The organism is Constrictibacter sp. MBR-5, from assembly GCF_040549485.1.
Lineage (GTDB): Bacteria > Pseudomonadota > Alphaproteobacteria > JAJUGE01 > JAJUGE01 > Constrictibacter.
On record NZ_JBEPTK010000024.1, the window covers coordinates 1 to 21,359 of the forward strand.

A 21,359-nucleotide genomic window follows, 5' to 3' on the forward strand; every position below is an offset into this window, starting at 1 on the left:
CCGCTGCGCGGCTGCTCCCGAGCTTCCGCGATGGTCCGCTTGCGCGGGGATCTCGTTCCGAAATGGGCGCAGCCGCGCCCCTCGGTCGAAGACCAAGTGGCGATCCTGGAACCTGAAGACGCTTCCAGCTTCGCAGCGTTCGAGGGCTTCTCATATCGGCCTGGAGTCGGCTCAGCAGCGCCGCCAGGCGCGTCGGGTAGGCTGGGGGTCACCTCGGATCAGTTCGGCTCCCAGCGTGGCTCCCAGTGCGTCCTATCTGGATAAGGAACCCGAAGGTTCGCGATCTATTTGAACGAGCAGCCCGAAACGTCGAGACCGGATCGTTTGAGCGCACTGCATTCCCTCGGACGATAGACGGTGCGAGCCGATAGGCGAGCAACCGTCTCAGTCACGAACGGACGCCCCGCCTCGAAATCCATCTGGCTCGCGTGTATCCTGGCCTCGTCATCTGGTCATCGCTGCACCTTGACCGTCACCCGGTCGAAGCCGACGGTAGCGACCGCTTCATCTGGCGGACCGCCGTTCGAGCAACCCTCGGCGACCTCTTCGAGCGGAAGGTGTCACGCTGGCTGACCATGAAGGCGGCACCTGAAGCAGAATAGTTGAGGGGCGCGTTGGCACGCTGGCGCTCTACCGTCACCTCGTAGCCGGCGAGGACGTGCTTGACGAAGAAGCCCATCCACTCGCCGACCGCGAGTTTCCACCAGCGTCGCCCCGGCGCCCCGTGGTCATGGTGCCGATCACCTGGCTACGCGCCGACTTGGGATTGAGTATGCGGCCGGCTGCGCAGACGGCCGGCACCCGGCACGGTCGGATCTCGGCGGGAATCGGACATCGAGGCAGGGAGGGCCGACGTTCGAGAGGTCGGTGCGTCTTGCTCAGGTCGGCGAACCCGATCGCATTCTCGCCTCCGATCCGTGATCTGATCGGCGAGGCGGCCGAGCCGCTTCGTGATGGTCTCCCCCGATTGCCCCCGTCCTTGTCCGCCTCGACCCGGCGCATAAATACGTTGCAGACGAGCAGCTTAGGTTTCTGGAGGAAACATGGCGAAGAAGCCGGCAGGCGCGAAGACTGGCGAGGCGGGTTTGACCGAGAAGAAGGTGAACCCGGCGCTGATGAAGCCGCTTCAGCCGTCGAAGGAACTTGCTGCGGTCGTGGGTTCCGACCCCCTGCCGCGCCCGCAGGTGGTCAAGAAGCTCTGGGAGTACATCAAGAAGAACGATCTGCAGAATCCGGAGAACCGCCGCGAGATCATGAACGACGAAAAGCTGCGGGCCGTGTTCGGAAAGGACAAGGTCACGATGTTCGAGATGAACAAGCATGTGGCCCAGCACCTGAAATAGGGTGCGGGTTCGGCCGCGTCTTCCCGGAAGTGCGAGGGCGTCAGCCAGAAAGGGAGACGACCAAAGCCGCTGCTCAACCCGGAGGCCACCGAGCGGTCGCACCGACCCAAACGAAAGAGTGCATCATGCCGAACACCGTCCGCCTGCACCGCGTTATCGCCGCCAAGCCGGAGAAGGTCTATCGAGCGTTCCTCGAACCGGATGCTGTGGCCAGCTGGCTTCCGCCGTTCGGCTTCACCTGCACCGTCCATGAACTGGAGGCCAAGGTGGGCGGGAGGCACAGAATGTCGTTCCGGAACTTCACCACCGGCGACAGCCATTCCTTCGGCGGCGAGTACCTGGAACTCGTGCCGGGCCAGCGGCTCATCTACACCGACAGGTTCGACGACGCCAACCTGCCCGGCGAAATGAGGGTGACGGTGACGTTGAAGGCCGTATCGGTCGGCACGGAGATGACCGTCGTCCAGGAAGGCATCCCGGATCTAATACCGTCCGAGGCCTGCTACCTCGGCTGGCAGGAAAGCCTTCGGAAGCTGACGAAGCTCGTGGAGCCCGAAATCAACCAGTAGCGTGGGGCTATAGGTGAGGCGGCCCGCGCAGATGCTTGAAGGTCATGCGTCTGCCGCGGCGTTTGATGTCGTCCTCCTGCGTCGGAGCATCATGCTATTCACGAGACGGTGGGTGGGCCGCAGGCGGCGGAGCGTTTGGCGGCTTCCTCGCAGCTTCGCCGAGCCCGTTCACAGGTCGCCTGCGCTGCTTCATCGTCACCGAGTTCGTCAGCGATCTGGCAGATCCGGCCTGCATTGTCGCAAATGGCATCGGTCAGTGTCTGGATTTCGACACACACCTCAGCGGACGGCGGCATTGGCTCCGGAGGCTGAACTTGTGGTGTCGGAGCTGGCGTCTCGGGAACCCGCTCCTGGACCGGCTGCTGATCCTCTTCCTCAGATCCGGCAGCGTCCGTGTCCCAACGGCGCGTGACCACATCGCCCTTCGGGTGCACCCACCATTCATGCACCGAGTCACGTTGTGCCAGACGGTAGCCGCGACCGGTCAGCTTCCGTGGCGTCACCCAGTCTATTCCCGGTCCATAGTAGTAGTTCACGGACTCGGCGCGCTTCTTCTGCTCCGTCGTCGCCTTGAAGGTGCCGGCGAACTCGGTGCCGTACCGCGCCGCGATCGCCAGCACGATCAGCATCCGCTCTGTGCCGTTGAGCATCGGCCAAGCCCGTAGCGCCTGATCCGGCCACTTGGCCAGTTCGTCAAGATCGAAGTCCTTCGGCTTATCCGGGCTGGGCGTCCTCTTGAATTGCAGCACACCGTGCCCGGGGCCGACGCCCGCCCTCGGACTATGCAGCAGATCCACGGCAGATAGACCATGAACCACCCTGGTCGCTACGGCGTCGGCATGCCGCTCCTGTGCGGCCTCGCTCCCGATAATGTCGACGCCCGCACGTTGCTGCACGACGTGCGCCGCCTCGTGCGCGGCCAGATGCAGGCTCGGAAACCCACGGAAGACAATATGGCGACCGAACGTGAATGCCTGCGCTTCCAGCGTCTCTGCGGCGAAGTCGGCAGAGGGGCCGAGGTGAGCGCGCACATCGCCGAGATCGTGATGCGCGCCGAACGCCCTTTGAATCCGGTCCAAATACGGCAATGGCCGCGCCGAATGTGCGAAGACCTCCTGCACGGCGTGCCGATGCGAATGCGTCAACCCCGGACTACACGAGGAACACCGTCCGCCGCATGCGCAAGGACTGGATGATCTCGGGCCGAGAGGGAGTGATCTTCGGGCCGTTCCAGCAGGCTCAGTGAGCGAGGCGAGCGCTGCCTGATTGCCGGCAGAACGCAGCGCTGGCCGAGCGAGACTCCCCTCGCCGTTGGCTCGGTACCCTGCTTCAGACGCGGTTACGGGATGGCGGGTCTTACTGGTCGTTCGGCTGCTCGCCACAGGCTCGGGCCGGGCCGGAGCTAACGCACTGGCTACTGCGTGGGACATGGCGACACCGTTGCCTGACTGCCGCTACACTGGAGAATGCTGCGCTTGTTCATGGCCCAAGGTCAACGGCGCACCGCTGGCGGCGCATGCTGGAGACGGGCGTTCACGCCACGATCGGCCAGATTGCCGCGGCGGAGCGGATCAATCCGTCCTACGCCAGCCGGGTGCTGCGGCTGACGCTGCTGGCGCCGGATATCGTCGAGGCGTCCTTGATGGGCGGCAGGGGCCGGAGGTGACGCTGGACAGGCTGCTCAGGCCGTTCCCGGTGGGGTGGGAGGGGCAGCGCCGCGAACTGGGCAGTCGCGCTTGCCCTTCTGGCTAGCGGGCATAGTGTGACGGCGCCACGAAACGCAGGATACCGGAGGAACCATGGCGAAGAAGCAGACTGCCGCGAAGGCAGGTGAGGCGGGTTCGACCGAGAAGAAGGTGAACCCGGCACTGATGAAGCCGCTTCAGCCGTCCAAGGAACTGGCGGCCGTCGTCGGTTCCGACTCCCTGCCGCGGCCGCAGGTGGTCAAGAAGCTCTGGGACTACATCAAGAAGCATGACCTCCAGAACCCGGAGAACCGTCGGGAGATCATCAGCGACGACAAGCTGCGGGCGGTGTTCGGGAAGGACAAGGTCACGATGTTCGAGATGAACAAGCATGTGGCCCAGCACCTGAAATAGGGTGCGGGTTCGGCCGCGTCTTCCCGGAAGTGCGAGGGCGTCAGCCAGAAAGGGCGGCGACCGAAGCCGCTGCTCAACCCGGAGGCAACAGAGCGGTCGCACTGACCCCCAGACGAAAGGCTACATCATGCCGAACACCGTCCGCCTGCACCGCGTTATCGCCGCCAAGCCGGGGAAGGTCTATCGGGCATTTCTCGAACCGGATGCTGTTGCCAGCTGGCTTCCGCCGTTCGGCTTCACCTGCACGGTCCATGAACTGGAGGCCAGGGTGCGCGGGCGGCACAGGATGTCGTTCCGGAACTTCACGACCGGCGACAGCCATTCCTTCGGCGGCGAGTACCTGGAACTCGTGCCGGGCGAGCGGCTCATCTACACGGACAGGTTCGACGACGCCAACCTGCCCGGCGAAATGAAGGTGACCGTGACGTTGAAGCCCGTATCGGTCGGCACGGAGATGACTGTCGTCCAGGAGGGCATCCCGGATCTGATCCCATCCGCGGCCTGCTACCTCGGTTGGCAGGAGAGCCTGCGGAAGCTGGCGAAGCTCGTGGAGCCGGAAATCAACCAGTAGCGTGGCATCTCGTGGACGCGAATCCTTGTCGGGCGGCACTCGCGGAAGTCCGCCGGCAGGCTGCTGAGCATTATGGATGTCAGCGTCTAGTGGTCTGAATCCAACGTTTGATGCCCGCGCCTGACGGCGGCGATGATGGCGTCGGGATCTGCGGTCCAGGTGAAGGGCTTGGGTTCGGTGTTGTGCTCGCGCACGAAGCGGTTGATGGCGGCCTGAAGGTCGACGACGGAGTGGAAGACGCCACATTGGAGCCTTCGCCTGGAGAGTTTTGCGAAGAAGCCCTCGACGGCATTGAGCCACGAGCAGGAGGTCGGCACGAAGTGGAAGGACCAGCGCGGATGGCGGTCGAGCCAAGCGCGGACCTTCGGATGCTTGTGCGCGGCGTAGTTGTCGAGGATGGCGTGAACGCTCCTGTCCGCCGGGACGGAGGCCTCGACGGCGTTGAGGAAGCGAATGAACTCCTGGTGGCGATGGCGCTGCATGTTGCGGCCGATGACCGTTCCATCGAGGACGTTCAGCGCGGCGAAGAGCGTCGTCGTCCCATGCCGCTTGTAGTCGTGTTGGGGTGGACGGCCCCACGGCATCGAGTGCCAAAATGTTTGGTCTTCACAGCACAAACAAGAGGGCCGTCCGCCATGGAGATTAAGCGCGTCGCCATCGACACGTCCAAGCATGTCTTCACTCTGCACGGCGTCGATGAACGAGACCATCCGGTTCTGCGCCGCGAGGTCAAGCGCACTCAGGTTGAGCCATTCTTCAGCAAGCTGCGGCCGACGGAGGTGGTCCTTGAAGCCTGCGGCGGCTCGCACCACTGGGGGCGGATGCTGACGGCGATGGGCCACCGGGTGCGGCTGATCCCGCCACAGTATGTCAAGCCGTTCGTCAAGCGAGGCAAGAACGACCGCAACGACGCGGAGGCGATCAGCGAGGCGGCGGCGCGGCCGTCGATGCGCTCGGTTCCAGTCAAATCGGCCGAAGCACAGGCCGAGGCGATGACGCTGTCCGTGCGCGAGCAACTGGTCAAGCAGCGCACGCAGCTGATCAATGCCTTGCGCGGCCATGCATGCGAGTTCGGCGTGATCTCCGCCAAGGGAGCGGCCAACGCCGGCAAGCTGGTCGAACGCATCGAGGCCGATGTCACGCTGCCAGCGGCGGCTCGGGAGATGTTTGCCGTGCTTGGGCGGGAGATTGTGCGTCTGGACGAGGCGCTGGGCGACATCGACCGCAAGCTCGCGGTGCAGCACAAGGCCAATCCGATCAGCCAACTGCTTGTGGAGGTTCCGGGGGTCGGGCCGATTGGCGCGCTCACCCTCGCGCTGACAGTGGATGCGACGCAATTCAAGTCGGGTCGGCACTTCGCCGCTTGGATTGGATTAACGCCGAAGGACAAGTCGACCGGCGGCAAGCAGCGGCTGGGCGGGATTAGCCGACAAGGCAATGAACGGCTACGGCAGTTGCTGGTGCTGGGTGCGACATCGGTGATCAGGGTTGCCAAGCCAGGCAGCAAGCATGCGACGCCATGGCTTTTGGGATTGCTGGGGCGCCGGCCGCGCATGGTCGCGGCGGTGGCTTTGGCTAACAAGATGGCCCGCATCGTGTGGGCCATGATGACGAGCGGGGAAGCCTACCGGCTTGCGCCGGTGGCTGCTGGCTGAACCGTTCGTCGGCGCCGAGGGCAAAAGGGCGACAGCAGAAGATGGCGATCGGTCGAACCGACGAACAAGACACCCCGAATGACTCACAGGCACGCTCGATGCCGCAGTCGTGTTGTGGGCTTGTTCGCGGACCCCATCTGGGCCTGCGGTCAAGTGCTGGCCGCACTATCGAGGCCGGACACATGACCGCACTCGCACCGTCCGCCAATTCTCTGCGGCAGACCCCTTGTGTTCAAGGGGCCGTCCACACATGGGTCATGGTGCCGGCGCGGCCCTTCTTCATGGGCAGGCCGGGCTGGGTGCGGTCGAGGGCCTGGATCTGGCTCTTCTCGTCGACCGAGAGGACGATGGCGTGGGCCGGCGGGTCTACGTAAAGCCCCACCACGTCGCGCAGCTTCTCCACGAACTGCGGGTCGTTGGAGAGCTTGAATCGTTCGACCCGGTGCGGCCGCAGGCCGTGCGAGCGCCAGATGCGCTGCACCGAGGAAACGCTGATGCCGGCGGCCTGCGCCATCATCGCGCCGGTCCAGTGGGTCGCCTCGGCCGGCGGATCGGCCAGGGTGAGCGCCACCACACGCTCCGCCACATCCGGCCCGAGTGGCGGGATGCGCGACGGTCGCGTCCTGTCCCGCAGCAGGCCCTCCACGCCTTCGGCCATGAATCGTGCCTGCCAGCGCCAGACACAGGGCTTGGACTTGCCCGTGCGACGCATGATCTCGTTGGTCCCCGCGCCGTCGGCCGTCGCCAGGATGATGCCTGCCCGCCAGACATGCTTCTGCGGGCTGTTCCGGTCCGCGACGACCGCTTCCAATCGGGCACGGTCTGCGGCGCTTACCTCGACGGTGATACCTTCGCGCATCCGCCGAGACTCGCACAGGCTGATCCGCCTGGGAATCGTTTGTTAGGTTCTAACCGCTAGGTCTGGCTGAGCATCTCGACGAGTGCAGCGTTGACGGTGTCGGCCGCCTCATACGGGCTCCAGTGACCTGCATCGGGAATGACGCGGAAGTCGATGTCCTGTTGGAACTGCCGGAGACGCCGCTCGCGTTCGCGGACATCACCGGTCATCGCATCGCGCCCGCCCCAGATGCCGTAGAGGCGGCTCCGTACGCGAGGAAGTGCCCGCACGAGTATATCCGTGGACGGAATGGCGCCAGCCCTGATGCGGGCTTTCCGCGCGTTGCTCATTTGAAGTTCGACCGCCAGATCATCTGCCTTGGTCGGATCGGCGATCATCAGCGCTGCGAGGTTATGCCGATGCACTTCCGCCAGCTCTTGCGGGGTCATGTCTTTAGCGGGGCGCCGAAGATCCGGCAGTGCTCCCGGAGGGCACCCGAAACCGCCGGGGCCGAGCAGGACCAGCTTCGGGATCCTGCCCCTCTCCTGGGCGGCCAGATGCGCAGCGATGATGCCGCCGAAAGAGAAGCCGGCCACGTGATACGTCTGGCCCGCCGATAGCAGCGACGTCAGTCCGCCGGCCAGCAGCGCCGCAAGGCTGTCGGGCGACCACGGTTCCGGTGGGAGATCGGAATCGCCATAGCCGGGCATGTCGGGTGCAAACACCCGAAAACGCTCCGACAGCGGTCCGATGTTCCGGATCCAATGCGTCCACGACCCGAAGTCGCCATGGATCAGGACGAGCGGGTCGCCGTGTCCCCAGATCCGCCAGACCATCTGCCCCGTCGGCATGGAGGTCGTCCGCCTCTCGGCGACCAAGTCGGGATCGGAAGTGCTCTCATGATGCCTTCGCACGTGTACAACCCTTTGGCTCCGGACCGATCTAGGTCGCCGCAAGAGCCAGACGCAGTCAACCCGACAGGCACTGGCGCGGGCGCACCGCTGGCGGCGCATGCTGGAGACGGGCGTTCACGCCACGATCGGCCAGATTGCCGCGGCGGAGCGGATCAATCCGTCCTACGCCAGCCGGGTGCTGCGGCTGACGCTGCTGGCGCCGGATATCGTCGAGGCGATCCTCGACGGGCGGCAGGGGCAGGAGATCACGCTCGACAGGCAGCTCTGGCCGTTCCCGGTGGAGTGGGGCGGGCAGCATTCGTGCCCCAGCTAAGCAGATGCGACAAAGAATACACGTCAAGTCGCGGAACAAATCACTTCAAATCCGGTTCGAGTGGGACTGTAACCCGCCTCCCTGCAAAGGCAGGATGAAGTCGGCGGGTATGGTGACAACCCATAGTTCAGCTGGATCGAGCGCCACCCTCCGAAGCTGTGAAGCGCGCGTTTTTCTCAGGTGAAGCAGCAGTTTAGGTCCAGTTGGGGCGCTCTTTGGCACGTGTTGCAACCATATTGCAGCGAACTCCGGGGCATTGGCTGTAGCGCTTGGGCGTACAGGGTCGCGCTCGGCGTCACCGGATATCGAAAGTCGCTAGCGGAGGCGCGCCCAGCCTCAGCATTCCCAGAAATCTGTATTTCGTTAATTCCGGCTTTCGGGATTGTAAGAAATCCAGAAATCGGTATTTTCTGAAGGAAGGGCGCGGAGCGCCGACGACGGGAGGCGCGCCAGTGGTCAGCCGGAAAGCGGAAGTACGCCAAGGCGACCAGGCGGAAGCGGACAAGGGCGTCTCTCTCAATTTCAAGGTCAGCCCCGAGTTCAAGAAGGCCTTTAAGGGCTTCGCGGTCGCACAGGGGATCAGCATGACCGACCTCCTCAAGGAAGGCTTCGACCTCTCCAAGACCCGGCCCCGCAAATGATCACCCTCAACAGAGTGCGAAGCGGCGCTGCTGCCAGCATGCAGGGCGGCCGGTGACCTTCGGCGTCGCCGACTCCATACAAGACGGCCCGGATTGGCTGTTCGCCATCGGTAAAGGCCATCAGCTTCCCGCGCTCGATGGCCTGGTTGCTACGGCGAGCTTCACCCCTGACGGCCAGCCCCCCGAGCAGGTCGCAGTCATGGAGAAAGCTAAGGCCTACGGCGCGCGTGCCGTCTTCTTCGAGGCAGGAAGACATGGCCGAGCACCTGTCGCACAAGCCTTCATCTTCGGCGCCAACGACTTCGCCGACGATTTGGCGTTCGCCGAGCTTCATAAGCGCTTGTGGAGCTGGGGCGGCGTTCCGATCGTCTACCGCACTGCGCCCGGAGTCATCCAGCTCTTCCGTTGCGCCCACGAACCCGACTTCATGGGCGCGGACGGAGTGCCGGTGTGCAACCCCATACGCACCCTGCGGTTGGGCGCGGAAATCGCCTCGCGGGATGTCTGGTGGGACGCGGCGCGCATCCGCAACGGGACGATATGGGACCATCCCGAGGCCTGCCGGGTCCTGCTTTCGACTACCAAGTCGGCGCACCGCAAGCTCGTCGAAGAGGTCAGTCATCTCGCGGAGCAACTGGCTGCGAGCAGGTTGCTCCCTGCATCGCTCCGGCGCCGCCTGCTCATCCTGTCGCTGCTGATCGCCTATCTCGAGGAGCGCTCCGTTCTGCTCCCGAGCGACTTTTCTGCCGCGCTTCCCGGTGCCGAGCATTTCTTTCAGGTGCTGGCAAACGGACCAGCGCTCGTCGCGCTCCTCGATAGATTGGAGGAGCGGTTCAACGGCCATGTCTTCCGCCTTTCCGCCTCAGACCGAACCGTCCTCATCGAGACAACCGAACTCTCGCGCTATGCGCGTCTGGTCGAAGGCTATGAGGACTCGACGGGTCAGCTCAACCTTTGGCGGCTCTATTCCTTCCGCGATCTCCCCGTCGAGCTGATCAGCAACATCTACCAGCTGTTCGTGAAGGACGCCGGGAGCTCGATCTACACGCCGCCCGCGCTGGTGCGGCTGATGTTCGACGAGGTCCTCAGTTGGAGCCGTCTTGACGAGATAATGGCGAGTGACGGAGTGATTCTCGACCCAGCTTGCGGTTCGGGCGTGTTCCTCGTCGAAGCCTATAAGCGGATCGTCCTTCATTGGCGCTCGCACCACGGTTGGGCTCGACCCAACGTGGACGATCTACGTCCGCTGCTCGGCAAGATCTGGGGTGTGGACGTTGAGGAAGGCGCGGTGGAACTTGCCGCGTTCAGCCTCTGCCTCAGTCTTTGCGATGCCCTCGAGCCACAGGAGATCCGGGCAAGCGTGCAGCTGTTCCCGCCGCTCGCCGGGACAACACTTCATTGGAGCTGCTTCTTCGAGGCCAAGGAGCAGGGCCGCCTGCAGGCGCCCGTCGCGGCGATCATCGGTAACCCGCCATTCGAGTCAAAGCTGACCACCGATGGCGCTCGGCGCGCCTATACGCGCTACCGCAAGCAACACGGCACGCTCGCGGACAATCAACTCGCCTATCTCTTCCTGCACGAAGCGGCTGCGCTCCTCCGCGAGGGATGTGTCCTAGCGATGATCGAGCCTGCGGGCTTCCTCTACAACCAGAATGCAGCCGCGGTTCGACAGAGCTTCTTCGCGCGCTGGACTGTTCGCGAGATCCTGGACTTCGTGTCAGTTCGGGGCCTGTTCAAGAGGGGCGAAGCCGATCCTAAGATCGTCGTCGTCATCGCGGAGGCGAGCCCGCCGAAGCCCGACGGCCGCCTGCTCCATGCCGTCTTTCGCCGCAATGGCCGAGCTACCGCCGAGCAGGGTTTCGACATCGACTACTATGATCTGCACTGGCTAAAGAACGCGGACGCGCGCGAGGAGCGCGACGTATGGCGCGCCAACCTTCTGGGCGGTGGGCGGATGCGCGATTTCCTAGCCCGCTTGCGCGGCTTTCCGACGCTCGGGGAATATGCAGAGAGGGCCGGCTGGGATGCCGGCGAGGGCTACTTCGGCGGGCAGAAAAACGCATCTAAAAACGTCGAGCATCTGATCGGCAAGCCGCTGCTTCCAACCCACGCGCTGGGTCCCCACGGAATTGAAGAGCTGGAGATCGGCGTCGTGCCAGATCTCCCAATTAAAGACCCGAAGGCTGCCCGGCGCTTCACGGGCCCGCTCCTCCTGATCAAAGAGCATCAGGACCTCTACAGCGACATCTGGCGCGGTGACTACCTCGTGTACAAAAACGAGATTGTCGGCTTCTCAGCGCCTGGCGATCTCGCCCGGCTGGAGCAGCTTGCCGCTTGGCTGCGGCGGGAATCCGTCACCTTGCGGGCCTACGTTGCCGGCATCAGCTCGAGGCTCTTCACACAACGCGCGACATCGGTGTTCAACGCGGATGTCTTCGCTCTGCCATTCCCGGAGGATGGCGACCTCGACATGAGCGCTAACGAGCGCATCCTTGCCGAGGACGTCGTTGAGTATCAGCGCGATTTCATCCGTCTCGGCACCCGCGCGAAGCTGATGCAGCAGGCATCGGCGCCAGTGCTCGACATGTTCGATGAGATTTTTACCGCTCAGATCAACACGGTCTATGATCGCAAGCCGCTCGTCGCACTCCAGGAACAGAGCTGGTCAGGCGCGATCTGCAAGGCCTATGCGTTCGGTGACGGGCAGGTCGACTGGGCCGGCGCTGACGCGTTACGCACTCGACTTGATGCGCTCCTGAAGGAACGGCGGGGCGCCAACCTAAATGTCACTCGTATCGCACGGCTCTACGACCGGAACTTCCTTTTCCTCCTGAAACCAGATCGACATCGGTTCTGGACCCGCTCCGTGGCGCTGCGCGATGCAGACGACGTGCTGGCTGATTTGCGATCGCAGGGGTTCTGACGTGCTTGCCGATGAAGTCGGCGAGGTCGCGACCGCCGGAACGCTAGAGGCGACGCTGCATCTACCCGGCGAGTTGATGAGCCGCATCATCAGCTTCATCGCCTCGACGCTGCCGGGGTGGCGTGATGACCCGAAGCGACCGGTGGAGACGTCGGAGACCAAGCTTACCGCCCAGCTCTGCGCACGGCTGAATAGCGCCAGCCGCCATTCAGCCTGGGACTTCCTGCAGTTCAAGCAGGAAGAGCCTGATGCGGTCGCCGGCGGTCGGACGGTCGACCTTGCAGTCGCGCCAAGGGGGCACATCATTTCGATCAGGGGTCGGCGTTACTCGGAATACGAAACGATGCTGCCGATCGAGTGCAAGCGACTACCAACCCCTTCTGCGAAGGATCGGGATCCTCGCGAGTACCTGTATAGCCAGTTCCATACGGCCGGCGGTGTCGACCGGTTCAAGCGCGGTCACCATGGCGCTAATCACACGCAAGCGGCCATGATCGGCTATATTCAAGTGCACGATGTCGCGCATTGGCGCGCCGAGCTCGACGCCTGGGTCGACGGACTCGAGAAGGACGGAACGACCGGATGGGCGGCGGCCGACAAGCTCGGCCTCGTCTCCCATGACTTGGTGGGCCGCGCAGCGCGGATGCGGTCAACCAACAGCAGGGTCTCGCCGCTGGACCCGATCGTCATCGAGCACCTCTGGATCGAGATGGCATCAAACTGATGCCGCTTCACGCGCGCCTGCTTTAGGTCAATGCTATTCTTCTGCCCGGAAGTGCTCGAATAGGCGAGTTGAGAACGCATGACAGACAGTCGAGTGACAGAGAACGAGGAAGGCGCGAGCCGAGAGGCGGACACGGCTTTCGAACTGCCGCCTGTGCTCGACCCGGCGCAACTGGTCCGCATCGAAGCCGTTCACCGCGGCTTCCTCTACCAGCATCTCTACGCTGTCGGGGTCATCCTGCTGCTCGGCCGCGCGTCAGGCGCTACGATCGTTGTCGAGCGGGACGAAGACATCGAGTTCCGCACAGCGACGCAGACAACCTACATCCAAGTGAAGACCCGGCTGGAGGCTCTCCGACGGGGCGACATCGTTGAGGCGCTGGAACGGCTTGATGCGCTGCGTGCTGCGCACGCGGAGGGCGGTGGTCGAGCGGGAGACGCGAGTTTCGCCATCGTCTCCAACGCCGAGCCAGGAGCGGGGCTCGCCGCTGAGGTCAACGGCGCCGACTGGCCCGCGGATGTTGCTCTTGTAACGCCCTTACGGGCGTCAACGAATGGATTGCCGGGCGCGGGCTCGACGGTCGAGTCGATGTTGACCATCTGCCGCGAAGCAGCAGCGGCGGTGCCGTTCGGAGGGCTACGGGCAGATACGCTCGTCCTAAAGCTTGCGAGCCTCGTTCAACGCGCCGCCAGTGGCGCTCAGGACCACACATTTACGGCCGCGGGCATGCCGGAGCTGCTTGAGCAACTCGTTATCCAGCTCCAGGATTTCCCGAACCCGCCCGCACCGTATCGTCCCCAGCGGCACGAGCCACCTCTGGTCAGCGACAACCGAGCCCGGCTGATCATCGGGTTCTCAGGGGCCGGGAAAACCGCTTGGGCGGCCGAAGGCGCTCGACTGGTCTCCGAGCCGACGCTCTACTTCGACATTGGCGATCTGCCCTCGGCCGCGGTTCCGACGAACCTCGCCCGCGAGATTGTCGCCCGTTTCATCGGTGGCGGCACGGGCGGGATGCAACTCCCACCAGGTGGCGGCCTCGACGTTCTTCGCGCGAGTGATCGCATGCTCGACCAGTCGGGTCAGAGCGTCGTCATCGTGCTCGACAACGTCCACCGGCTCAGGCCGGACGATTTTCGTCAGATCATCGAGAGCGCGCCGCACCAGCGCTTCGTTGGCCTCGCACAGCCTTGGCCGGAGCGCGCTCTCCTCGAGGCCACCTTGCAGATCGAGGGCGAGACCTTGAGCGGCCTCGATGAGGACGGAATCGCGTCCTTCTTCCGTGCCGACGACGTTGCCATGGACTACGACCGATCACGTCAGGTGGGGAGGCTGACCGGAGGCCTGCCGCTGTTCGTGATCAACGCGGCGAAACTCACCGCCAGTCGCTACGGCGGCGATGTCTCCGCATTCTGCGCCGCGATCGAGGCGCGGGCTCAGGATCAGGATACCGCCCAGGATCTGATCCTTGAAACGATCTTTGAGGCCTTGCCCGCGCCCGCCCGAGATGCCGCGGCTCTTCTGGGTCAATGCGACGTGCCCCTTCTGCGAGACGAGATCGACGCTTTCCTTACTCCCATCGGTACGCAGGCCATTGTTGCCGGCGCGCTTAGAGCGCTCCGGCGAGCATCGCTTCTCACGGAGTTTGCACGAGGGGGGCTTGGCCTGCACGATGCTGTGCGGCCGCTCGCGGCGGGACATTCTGCGATGCTGGCGCCCGAAATTGTCTCGAACGCCCTTGAGGCGCTGCACCTTCGGCTGATCGCCTCGTTGCATGCGCATCGCGACATCCCTCGCTTGACCTTTCTTGTGCGCTTGCTGCCTCGCGTCGGGCGTACCGATGTGTTGGTCGACCTCGCCACCAGCGAGATGTTCTACGAGCAGGGCAACATGGCGATGATGTGGGACACCCTCGTCACCGCAGCCGACAATCCTGATTTCAGCCCACGCGACCGGTTCTGGGCCTTGGACGCGCTCGCATATTGGGAAAGTCGTGACGGCGGTACGCCCAACCCAGACCGCATCGCGCAAATGGCGACGCTCGTCGCGGAGCATCAACTCGAAGCCCGCGAAGCTCTCAACCTGATCTTCAAGCAGCTGATCATCGCCGGCACCAACCAGAATCGTACCGCGATCGAGCGGTTCGCGGCCGCTGGCAGGAAGCTCGCGACCGATCCAATAATGCGGCGGATCCTGCGGTACAACCGCGCTGTCGCGCTGTTCCGGATCGGCGCCTACTCGGCGGTACGCACGGCCTTGGAGCCGCTGATCGACGAGAGTTTTACTGCGATAGGCGTCCGCGAGCAGCAGATGCTTGGAGCCAACGGCGAGGCGCTTGTGCGTCTCTTCGCAGACGTGCCGGACCGCGAAGAGATCAAGCGGACCGCCGATGCGCTCAATCTCTGGGCCACGACGATGACCAATCTCGATCAACCGCCCATGCTGCGGCGCGTTCAGGCATCGAAGCTTTACGCCCTAGCGGGCGCTGGCCGATCCGCAGCCGCCGCCGCCTGCGACACCGCGGACGACATGCTCGCCTTCGTGGGCAGTCCGGAGGGCGCCCGCGAAGCGATGGAGCAGCATGCGCTGCCCCTGATCCGCCGTTATCAGCTCACGGATCTCTTACTCCCGGCGCGTGGCCAATACGCGGTGATTCTCGCCTATTGTGGCGACTTCGCCGCTGCCGACCGGGAAATCGAGCAGCTGCTGAACTATGGCGGTGAATCAGCGCGAGAACACGAGCTGGCGAACCAGATCATGCTGATCGAGGGAATTCGCGCTGGCGTCGTGCCTCCGCCAGTGCCCCGTCGTCCTCCTGGCGGTGCTGCGATCTTGTTGAACCCGAACCAGGTGGGCCGACAGCAGCGCGCCGATGACCCTTGCCGCTGCGGTTCGGGCCGAAAATACAAGCGCTGCCATGGCAAACGATGAGGCTGATCCCGGCGCTGTGGCCGAGATCGACGTCAGCGCGATGTGTGACCCGTCGATCTAGCTTTACAGACTTACCGGTACGGGTGCGACGTACACATTCTACTATGACGACACGAATAATATCCGACGGCCGTCGGTGAGTACGGACGGTCTCAATGTATCAGAACCCAAGACCTTCGTCCTGGGAGGTGTCGTTCACACAGAGGGCGAGCGTAGCGTAGATTTAGCGGGCCTGCGTGTTGCATTGCCGCTTTAGCCAACCGTCAAGGAGTTAAAGTTCCAGTCCGTCGCACCCGCAGACTTACCCACCGTCCTAGGCTCGCGAAAACTAGCAGCATTTTTGGATTGGGTCGCGTCGCAGGACCTCAACCTCCATTAATTCGTGCTCGATCCGCTATTCTGGGCGACGGTGGACATCATCGACTCGATCGCCGCCCAGGACGCTCTGCAGCTCGGCTTGATTGCGCCCCAGCTAAACAACGATCTTCATCGGCTCCTCCGGAGCGATCTCACCGCGACCGTCGACCTCTTCCATTGCTATGCCTACCCCGACATAGATCCTTTATAGCGAGTGTCGTTCGTGCGCGAACTGATCGACTTCCTGGAGTGCGGGACTAGGACTAGCAAGCCGAATCGTTCAATCACCAGATGCTGAAGGGCGTGCTCCAGATGGGTGTGCGCGCGCCGGCGCTACCTTTCATTGAGGCGGAACGCCGCGGGTCCACGTAGAAGAGTTCAGAACGTTCTTCGTGCATCGAATTTGCCTGTTCAAAGCGAGCCGGCACATCCTTGATGAGGAGCTCCACGGTTTCCGCCCCTTCCAGGACCAGCCTGACCCCCGGCGGCAGCTTGAGAGCCGCGTCGTCACCCGAGCCCTCGCCGACAACTCTGACGCCCTGGTCGTCACGCTTCAGCGCACACGCCTCGAACCCGAAGCCCAATAAAATCAATGCACCGGTTAGAATCCTGCCCGCCCCCGGTTGCCAATTGTTCTCCCAAAAATACGAAGTTTAGACGGCAATAAAATGACGCGTTATCAGTAATTTACGAGTTCCATACTGATTGACAGAAGTCATGAGGTCCAGAGAGAGCCACCTCGATAGAGAGGAAAACGCCTGTTCGGCGGTGCTGCCCAGTCATCAGCTTTCGCCCGAAACAGCGCACTTCTGCGGGCTTTTCGGCCCCGCCACCGGCGACGAAGAGAGTCGCGCCGGGGCGCTTTGGCGGAGGGAGAGGGGATTCGAACCTGCGGTACTGAACGACCGCTGAACTCCGCGTCCCGCCAACGGAACCGGCTCGCCCAAACCTTCCAATCGGCGGAACCGGCTACTATGGTATGATGCCGCCATCCATGTTGTAGGACTGCCCCGGTATGGTCCGCGCACTGGGCGAGGCGAGAAGAAGCTGCCGTTGCGGCGATATCCGACGGTTCGCAGCGGCGCCCTCGGGGATCGCCTCGTCCCGGCGCTTTTCCATGACCTCGATGTTCACGCTGGCCTTTTCGGCGCGCGCCAGCAGGGTCGCATCCGACAGTTCCGTCCTGGTGACGCCGGGGCAGATGGCGTTGACGTTGATGTCATGTTTCGCCGGCTGCTGGGCGGCGGCTCGGGTGAGGCTGATTACGGCTCCCTTGCTCGCGGCGTAGGCGGCGTTCGACGTGCCGGCATTGGCCTTGCCGACGATCGACGCGATGTTGATGATGCGGCCGCTCCGTCGCGGGATCATGACCCCTGCTACGGTCTGAAGGCAGAAGATGACGCCTTTGCATTGACGTGGTGGATGCGATCCCAGTCGGCTTCAGTCAGGTCCATGATTCGGCGCGACGGGTAACCCCGCCATTGTTGCCCAGGATGTCCACTCGGCCGAAAGCCGCCATGACCGTGTCGACCATCGACCGGATCGCGGCGACGTCGCCGATATCCACCGCGAGCGCCAGCGAGCGGCCGCCCCGGCGGGCAATTGCATTGGAGGTGTGCGTGACGAGATCGCTCTCGATGCCCACCGCTGCCACGGTCACACCGGCGTCCGCGAGCGCCATGGCGGTCGCAGCGCCTATGCCGCGTCCGGCACCCGTGACGATGGCGACCGGATCTTTCAGGATCATGTTGAAGGCTTCTCTTAGGCGTCGGCCGTTGCGCCTTGAGCCCGGCTGCGCCCTGTCCACATGATGATCGTGCTCAATCCGCCACGTGACGCAAAGACCGGCGGATGGAGCGACGCCTTCGCCCGCCGTCGATCCGAAGCGACGAGCGCGTTCGGCTCGGGCGATCTCTATTTCGAGCAGTTCGTCCGGCATGCGCCAAAATATCGAGGCCCAGATGATCGGCGACGGCGCCAGTGTCGCCCATCTCTGGACCTGGTGGAGATGCACCTCCGGCTGGCGGGCGGCGCGACGCCCGGCGACCCGAGATGTTTCCCGGGAAACGTGAGGACGAGGAGGGGAACCCCGCGTTTCGGTTGCCGCCCTGCCAGGAGGCCCTTCGACGCACTATCGGCGGACCAGCCATTCAGTTGACAGAAGATCGAACCGGGTATGAACGCCTCTTGTGGGGCGGTGTCCCTTCAGGGCGACGCCGTCCGAATATCCCGCGACAGGGGGTTCGCTCAATCTCGTTTATGGGTTGGAAGCCTACGATGCCACGTCCCAATAATCGCGACCGCGCTTCAACGGCTCGCGCAGCGCGCCGACCGGCTGTAGCGTCCATTGACCGTCCGTCTCGGTGGCGATAAAGCCAAGACAGCAGTGTTGGTGCGCAAGTTGGCAAATCGGATCGCGGAGCCGCTGTCGCACGCGGTTCTCGTGCATTTCCGGCAATGCATCGAGTATCGCTTTGCGGAGAAATTCTAGCTCGGGATGGATGTAGGGCCGGCAACGCTGCCACTCGTAATGACGTGACTCCTGATTTTCGCCATGCACATCCAGCGTAACCAGATCATTCATTTCGTCCTCCTCGCTTCGGGTGGTGTTGATCGCGTCCCGGATGACATGTCCTGGGACGCAACCCAGCGTGCGGGACAGGGGACGTGAAAACGTCCATTTTTTGCAGCCTGTCAGCGTTAATCGGCAGCCGGAGCAGTGCGCCGTTTTAGGCTATGATAGATCTTGCTATAGGAGTCTTCGCCTGCTGCGGAAATCAACCAAGGCGGCTCGTTCGGTAAAATGGCACCGCCGAAGCGTGCCGCCCAGGCGCCGGCTTCATCGCGATCATTGAACGTAGCCATAACGTAGTACTGCAGTAAATCGTCGAATTCGTCCTGGCACAGTTCAAAGTCGACGCGGCGACCGTAATAGTGAGACAGCCAGCCGGCAATGTATCCGCCCGCAAAGGGCATTTCATCGCCTTCGACCATATCATCCACTTCTTGTTCCATGCCGAGAGGCAACTCGGCCAAGACACGGTATCTCATTTTCTATCTCCTCCTTGATCGTTCGCTCAACGCCCACAACCCGATAATCGCGGCGATCCGGATCACGCCATGGCCCTCTGCCGGGCCATGCGATTCAAGTGCCCAACCCGCTGAATCCTGCCCACGGGCATGTGGAGCTCTAGCGCTTCCATAGCAGCCGAGATCGATTTGGCAGGGTATCAGCATGCAGTATTTCTGAGCTCCCGTCACTATTTTTTCTCAGTGAACAGAAATTTTGTACTCGCCACATGCGTGTATATTGTTATTCAGGTAGAATGTGCCGTGGACAGAATCGGCTGTCGCCGTCTGTGGTATAAGAAACTTGATGGAAAAGCCCGATCTACAATTTATGTCGGCGGACGTGGAAAGGTATGCCACAGAGAATGTCGCTGCGAGCTGCTACATGCAAGGCGATATCAGCGACACGCTCGTCTCGAGTTCGCGCGTTTGCTTCGAGATTTTCGTATAGATTGCTGCCTAGGCCAATCTGTATGACACCGCGCGTCGCGCCAATGTTCGAAAATTCATTCCGCTTCATCCGTATCTTCCCTCTGCCAGCCGATATTTCTCCGCGATGCAATCCGAGCACTTTGTCGCTGCGGCGGCGACTTCCAAGGGTGTCGTTCGACGTTTCCGCGAAACATCGCCGGCGGCGGCTAAACTGCGTCCACGCCACCATCGGCGATATCGCGGCGGCAGAGCGGATCAATCCCTCCTACGCGAGCCGGGTGCTGCGGCTCACGTTGCTCGCGCCGGAGATCGTCGAGGCGATCCTCGATGGGCGGTAGGGGCCGGAGGTCACGCTCGACAGGCTGCTCAGGCCGTTTCCGGTGGCGTGGGAGGGGCAGCGCCGCGAACTGGGCAGTCGCGCTTGCCCTTCTGGCTAGCGGGCATAGTGTGACGGCGCCACGAAACGCAGGATACCGGAGGAACCATGGCGAAGAAGCAGACTGCCGCGAAGGCAGGTGAGGCGGGTTCGACCGAGAAGAAGGTGAACCCGGCACTGATGAAGCCGCTTCAGCCGTCCAAGGAGTTAGCCGCCGTCGTCGGTTCCGACTCCCTGCCGCGGCCGCAGGTGGTCAAGAAGCTCTGGGAGTACATCAAGAAGCATGACCTCCAGAACCCGGAGAACCGTCGGGAGATCATCAGCGACGACAAGCTGCGGGCGGTGTTCGGGAAGGACAAGGTCACGATGTTCGAGATGAACAAATACCTAGCCCAGCACCTGAAATAGCCGGTGCGCCCGGACTGTTACCGGCGTCCATGACGCCATCTTCCATCGTGTCGCAAGCGATATCTTCGATGCGCTCGTCGCGCTCGCGAGCAAGGCGGCGAGCCTTTGGTAGAGATAGTGACCCAGGCGGATCCGGATGATGCCGCGGGCCGTATCGGGGTCTGTGATTTCTTCGCCGTTCATTAGAGCGGCCTCCTTCTGTACACCTTTATTTATGCTGGCTTGGCGCGGAGTGAAGCGGAGACAAGCCTGAGGCTGACCCGAGCCCCGATCACGACACTGTCGACCGCTGTGCCTACCCGGGAGATGCCTGGTTATCCTCCGGCAGCCCCGGGAGAAGCGCGTCCAGAGCGTCGAGGTTGGCCGAACTGTAGCCCGGTCGGCGGGCAAGCATCGTGCGTATGGCCGCATGCTTGCCCGACAGCGGATAGCGGCGCACCTCGTCGCCGCACCGCACGGTAGCCAACACCGACTGCGGAACGACGGCGTAGCCTGCGCCGGCCGACACACAGGCGATCATCGCGAGATAGGAGCCGACCGAGAGTGTGCCGCCCGGCGCAATCCGCTGTTCCAGCAGCCATTCGTGCAGATAGCGCCGATAGGCGCAGCCTTCCTCGAAGGCGATGATGGTGCGGCCGTTCAGATCCTCGTTACGATAGGTGGAGGGACCAGTGGCCGGTCCGATCAGGATGAGGCTCTCGAGGAACACCGGCCGCTGATCGAATGCTGCGTCGGGAACGGGTTCGGCGATGAACGCCGCGTCGATGTCACCGCGGGCCAGGCAGTCCATCAGCCCTCCGGCGGTATCGGTGTGGAGGTGCACCGTCACCTCCGGGAACTGCGCATGGTAGCCGGCGAGGATTGTCGGCAGCCGCGCAGCCGCCGTGCTTTCCATCGTGCCCAGGCGCAGCACGCCGCGCGGCCGGCCGTCACGCAGCGCGTCCGACGCTTCGCGCGACAGCGCCAGCAGTCGCTCCGCATAGTCCAGCAGGGTCCGCCCCGCCTCCGTCAGGGTCAACCCGCGCCGCGTGCGCAGGAACAGCGCTGCTCCCAGCGTCTCCTCCAGCTGCTTCAACCGCGTGCTGACGTTGGACTGGACCCGGCCGAGCCGGGCGGCGGCGCCGGAGATGCTGCGCTCCTGCGCGACGCAGCGGAAGATCTCAAGGGCACCGAGATCGAGCGAGGCCATATCTTCTCCA

At 63.4% G+C, this 21,359-nt stretch carries 23 protein-coding genes and 2 pseudogenes; 13 read left to right on the forward strand and 12 right to left on the reverse strand.

Going from position 1 to position 21,359, the window contains the following annotated elements:
• Positions 1-472: 472 nt before the first annotated feature.
• Entirely contained in the window at positions 473-679 is a 207-nt protein-coding gene (locus ABIE65_RS26000; RefSeq protein WP_354081680.1) for a hypothetical protein, read from the reverse strand.
• A gap of 364 nt (positions 680-1,043) precedes the next feature.
• Here ABIE65_RS26000 and ABIE65_RS26005 point away from each other — a divergent pair, with 364 nt between their 5' ends.
• Together ABIE65_RS26005 and ABIE65_RS26010 are read left to right on the forward strand one after the other, a co-directional pair.
• Positions 1,044-1,343 (forward strand): SWIB/MDM2 domain-containing protein, encoded by a 300-nt coding sequence (locus ABIE65_RS26005; protein WP_354081681.1) that lies wholly within the window; start codon positions 1,044-1,046, stop codon positions 1,341-1,343.
• 125 nt (positions 1,344-1,468) lie between these two features.
• A complete protein-coding gene (locus ABIE65_RS26010) occupies positions 1,469-1,912 on the forward strand; it encodes an SRPBCC family protein (protein WP_354081682.1) in 444 nt (147 codons plus the stop codon).
• Between the two features lie 98 nt (positions 1,913-2,010).
• Here the strand turns inward: ABIE65_RS26010 and ABIE65_RS26015 are convergent, their stop codons facing one another.
• Positions 2,011-3,033: an eCIS core domain-containing protein gene (locus tag ABIE65_RS26015; RefSeq protein ID WP_354081683.1), complete on the reverse strand. Its 1,023-nt coding sequence runs from the start codon at positions 3,031-3,033 to the stop codon at positions 2,011-2,013.
• A gap of 395 nt (positions 3,034-3,428) precedes the next feature.
• Here ABIE65_RS26015 and ABIE65_RS26020 point away from each other — a divergent pair, with 395 nt between their 5' ends.
• The 3 genes from ABIE65_RS26020 (at position 3,429) to ABIE65_RS26030 (ending at position 4,582) form a co-directional block, all read left to right on the forward strand.
• The gene (locus tag ABIE65_RS26020; RefSeq protein ID WP_354081684.1) at positions 3,429-3,578 is read left to right on the forward strand and encodes a hypothetical protein; all 150 of its coding nucleotides are present in this window, start codon (positions 3,429-3,431) and stop codon (positions 3,576-3,578) included.
• 133 nt (positions 3,579-3,711) lie between these two features.
• Positions 3,712-4,011: an SWIB/MDM2 domain-containing protein gene (locus ABIE65_RS26025; protein WP_354081685.1), complete on the forward strand. Its 300-nt coding sequence runs from the start codon at positions 3,712-3,714 to the stop codon at positions 4,009-4,011.
• Between the two features lie 127 nt (positions 4,012-4,138).
• Positions 4,139-4,582 carry an SRPBCC family protein gene (locus ABIE65_RS26030; protein WP_354081686.1) on the forward strand — a complete coding sequence of 148 codons (444 nt, stop codon included), beginning with the start codon at positions 4,139-4,141 and terminating at the stop codon, positions 4,580-4,582.
• Between the two features lie 86 nt (positions 4,583-4,668).
• On the opposite strand, the pseudogene ABIE65_RS26035 reads toward ABIE65_RS26030, so the two are convergent.
• A pseudogene (locus ABIE65_RS26035) lies at positions 4,669-5,142 on the reverse strand (IS630 family transposase); the annotation flags it as partial.
• 75 nt (positions 5,143-5,217) lie between these two features.
• Here ABIE65_RS26035 and ABIE65_RS26040 point away from each other — a divergent pair.
• Complete coding sequence (locus ABIE65_RS26040) at positions 5,218-6,237, forward strand: IS110 family RNA-guided transposase (RefSeq protein ID WP_354081687.1); 1,020 nt, start codon at positions 5,218-5,220, stop codon at positions 6,235-6,237.
• Positions 6,238-6,487: 250 nt separating this feature from the next.
• Here ABIE65_RS26040 and ABIE65_RS26045 read toward each other — a convergent pair.
• Together ABIE65_RS26045 and ABIE65_RS26050 are read right to left on the reverse strand one after the other, a co-directional pair.
• A pseudogene (locus ABIE65_RS26045) lies at positions 6,488-7,096 on the reverse strand (IS630 family transposase); the annotation flags it as partial.
• A gap of 56 nt (positions 7,097-7,152) precedes the next feature.
• Positions 7,153-7,926, reverse strand: a complete 774-nt coding sequence (locus ABIE65_RS26050; protein ID WP_354081688.1) for an alpha/beta fold hydrolase — start codon at positions 7,924-7,926, stop codon at positions 7,153-7,155.
• Positions 7,927-8,086: 160 nt separating this feature from the next.
• Between ABIE65_RS26050 and ABIE65_RS26055 the strand changes: the two genes are divergently transcribed.
• From ABIE65_RS26055 to ABIE65_RS26075, 5 genes are all read left to right on the forward strand, one after another.
• Positions 8,087-8,302, forward strand: a complete 216-nt coding sequence (locus ABIE65_RS26055) for a hypothetical protein (RefSeq protein WP_354081689.1) — start codon at positions 8,087-8,089, stop codon at positions 8,300-8,302.
• A gap of 452 nt (positions 8,303-8,754) precedes the next feature.
• Positions 8,755-8,943: a hypothetical protein gene (locus ABIE65_RS26060; RefSeq protein ID WP_354081690.1), complete on the forward strand. Its 189-nt coding sequence runs from the start codon at positions 8,755-8,757 to the stop codon at positions 8,941-8,943.
• A gap of 52 nt (positions 8,944-8,995) precedes the next feature.
• Positions 8,996-11,866: an HsdM family class I SAM-dependent methyltransferase gene (locus ABIE65_RS26065; protein WP_354081691.1), complete on the forward strand. Its 2,871-nt coding sequence runs from the start codon at positions 8,996-8,998 to the stop codon at positions 11,864-11,866.
• 1 nt (position 11,867) lies between these two features.
• Positions 11,868-12,590 carry a hypothetical protein gene (locus tag ABIE65_RS26070; RefSeq protein WP_354081692.1) on the forward strand — a complete coding sequence of 241 codons (723 nt, stop codon included), beginning with the start codon at positions 11,868-11,870 and terminating at the stop codon, positions 12,588-12,590.
• Between the two features lie 93 nt (positions 12,591-12,683).
• Positions 12,684-15,518 carry an SEC-C metal-binding domain-containing protein gene (locus ABIE65_RS26075; protein WP_354081693.1) on the forward strand — a complete coding sequence of 945 codons (2,835 nt, stop codon included), beginning with the start codon at positions 12,684-12,686 and terminating at the stop codon, positions 15,516-15,518.
• A 641-nt stretch (positions 15,519-16,159) separates the two neighbouring features.
• Here the strand turns inward: ABIE65_RS26075 and ABIE65_RS26080 are convergent.
• The 5 genes from ABIE65_RS26080 to ABIE65_RS26100 form a co-directional block, all read right to left on the reverse strand.
• Complete coding sequence (locus ABIE65_RS26080; RefSeq protein WP_354081694.1) at positions 16,160-16,468, reverse strand: hypothetical protein; 309 nt, start codon at positions 16,466-16,468, stop codon at positions 16,160-16,162.
• 379 nt (positions 16,469-16,847) lie between these two features.
• Positions 16,848-17,309: an SDR family NAD(P)-dependent oxidoreductase gene (locus tag ABIE65_RS26085; protein ID WP_354081719.1), complete on the reverse strand. Its 462-nt coding sequence runs from the start codon at positions 17,307-17,309 to the stop codon at positions 16,848-16,850.
• A 10-nt stretch (positions 17,310-17,319) separates the two neighbouring features.
• Positions 17,320-17,814 carry an SDR family NAD(P)-dependent oxidoreductase gene (locus tag ABIE65_RS26090; RefSeq protein WP_354081695.1) on the reverse strand — a complete coding sequence of 165 codons (495 nt, stop codon included), beginning with the start codon at positions 17,812-17,814 and terminating at the stop codon, positions 17,320-17,322.
• Positions 17,815-18,147: 333 nt separating this feature from the next.
• Complete coding sequence (locus tag ABIE65_RS26095; RefSeq protein ID WP_354081696.1) at positions 18,148-18,459, reverse strand: hypothetical protein; 312 nt, start codon at positions 18,457-18,459, stop codon at positions 18,148-18,150.
• Positions 18,460-18,575: 116 nt separating this feature from the next.
• Positions 18,576-18,926 (reverse strand): hypothetical protein, encoded by a 351-nt coding sequence (locus tag ABIE65_RS26100; RefSeq protein ID WP_354081697.1) that lies wholly within the window; start codon positions 18,924-18,926, stop codon positions 18,576-18,578.
• A gap of 617 nt (positions 18,927-19,543) precedes the next feature.
• Between ABIE65_RS26100 and ABIE65_RS26105 the strand changes: the two genes are divergently transcribed.
• Entirely contained in the window at positions 19,544-19,714 is a 171-nt protein-coding gene (locus tag ABIE65_RS26105; RefSeq protein ID WP_354081698.1) for a hypothetical protein, read from the forward strand.
• Between the two features lie 146 nt (positions 19,715-19,860).
• Positions 19,861-20,160, forward strand: coding sequence for an SWIB/MDM2 domain-containing protein (locus tag ABIE65_RS26110; protein ID WP_354081699.1), 300 nt, complete (start codon positions 19,861-19,863; stop codon positions 20,158-20,160).
• On the opposite strand, the gene ABIE65_RS26115 is transcribed toward ABIE65_RS26110, so the two are convergent.
• A complete protein-coding gene (locus ABIE65_RS26115; protein WP_354081700.1) occupies positions 20,140-20,343 on the reverse strand; it encodes a hypothetical protein in 204 nt (67 codons plus the stop codon). The two genes, ABIE65_RS26110 and ABIE65_RS26115, sit on opposite strands and share 21 nt — an antisense overlap.
• Before the next feature lie 112 nt (positions 20,344-20,455).
• Positions 20,456-21,349 (reverse strand): LysR family transcriptional regulator, encoded by an 894-nt coding sequence (locus tag ABIE65_RS26120; protein ID WP_354081701.1) that lies wholly within the window; start codon positions 21,347-21,349, stop codon positions 20,456-20,458.
• Between the last annotated feature and the right edge of the window lie 10 nt (positions 21,350-21,359).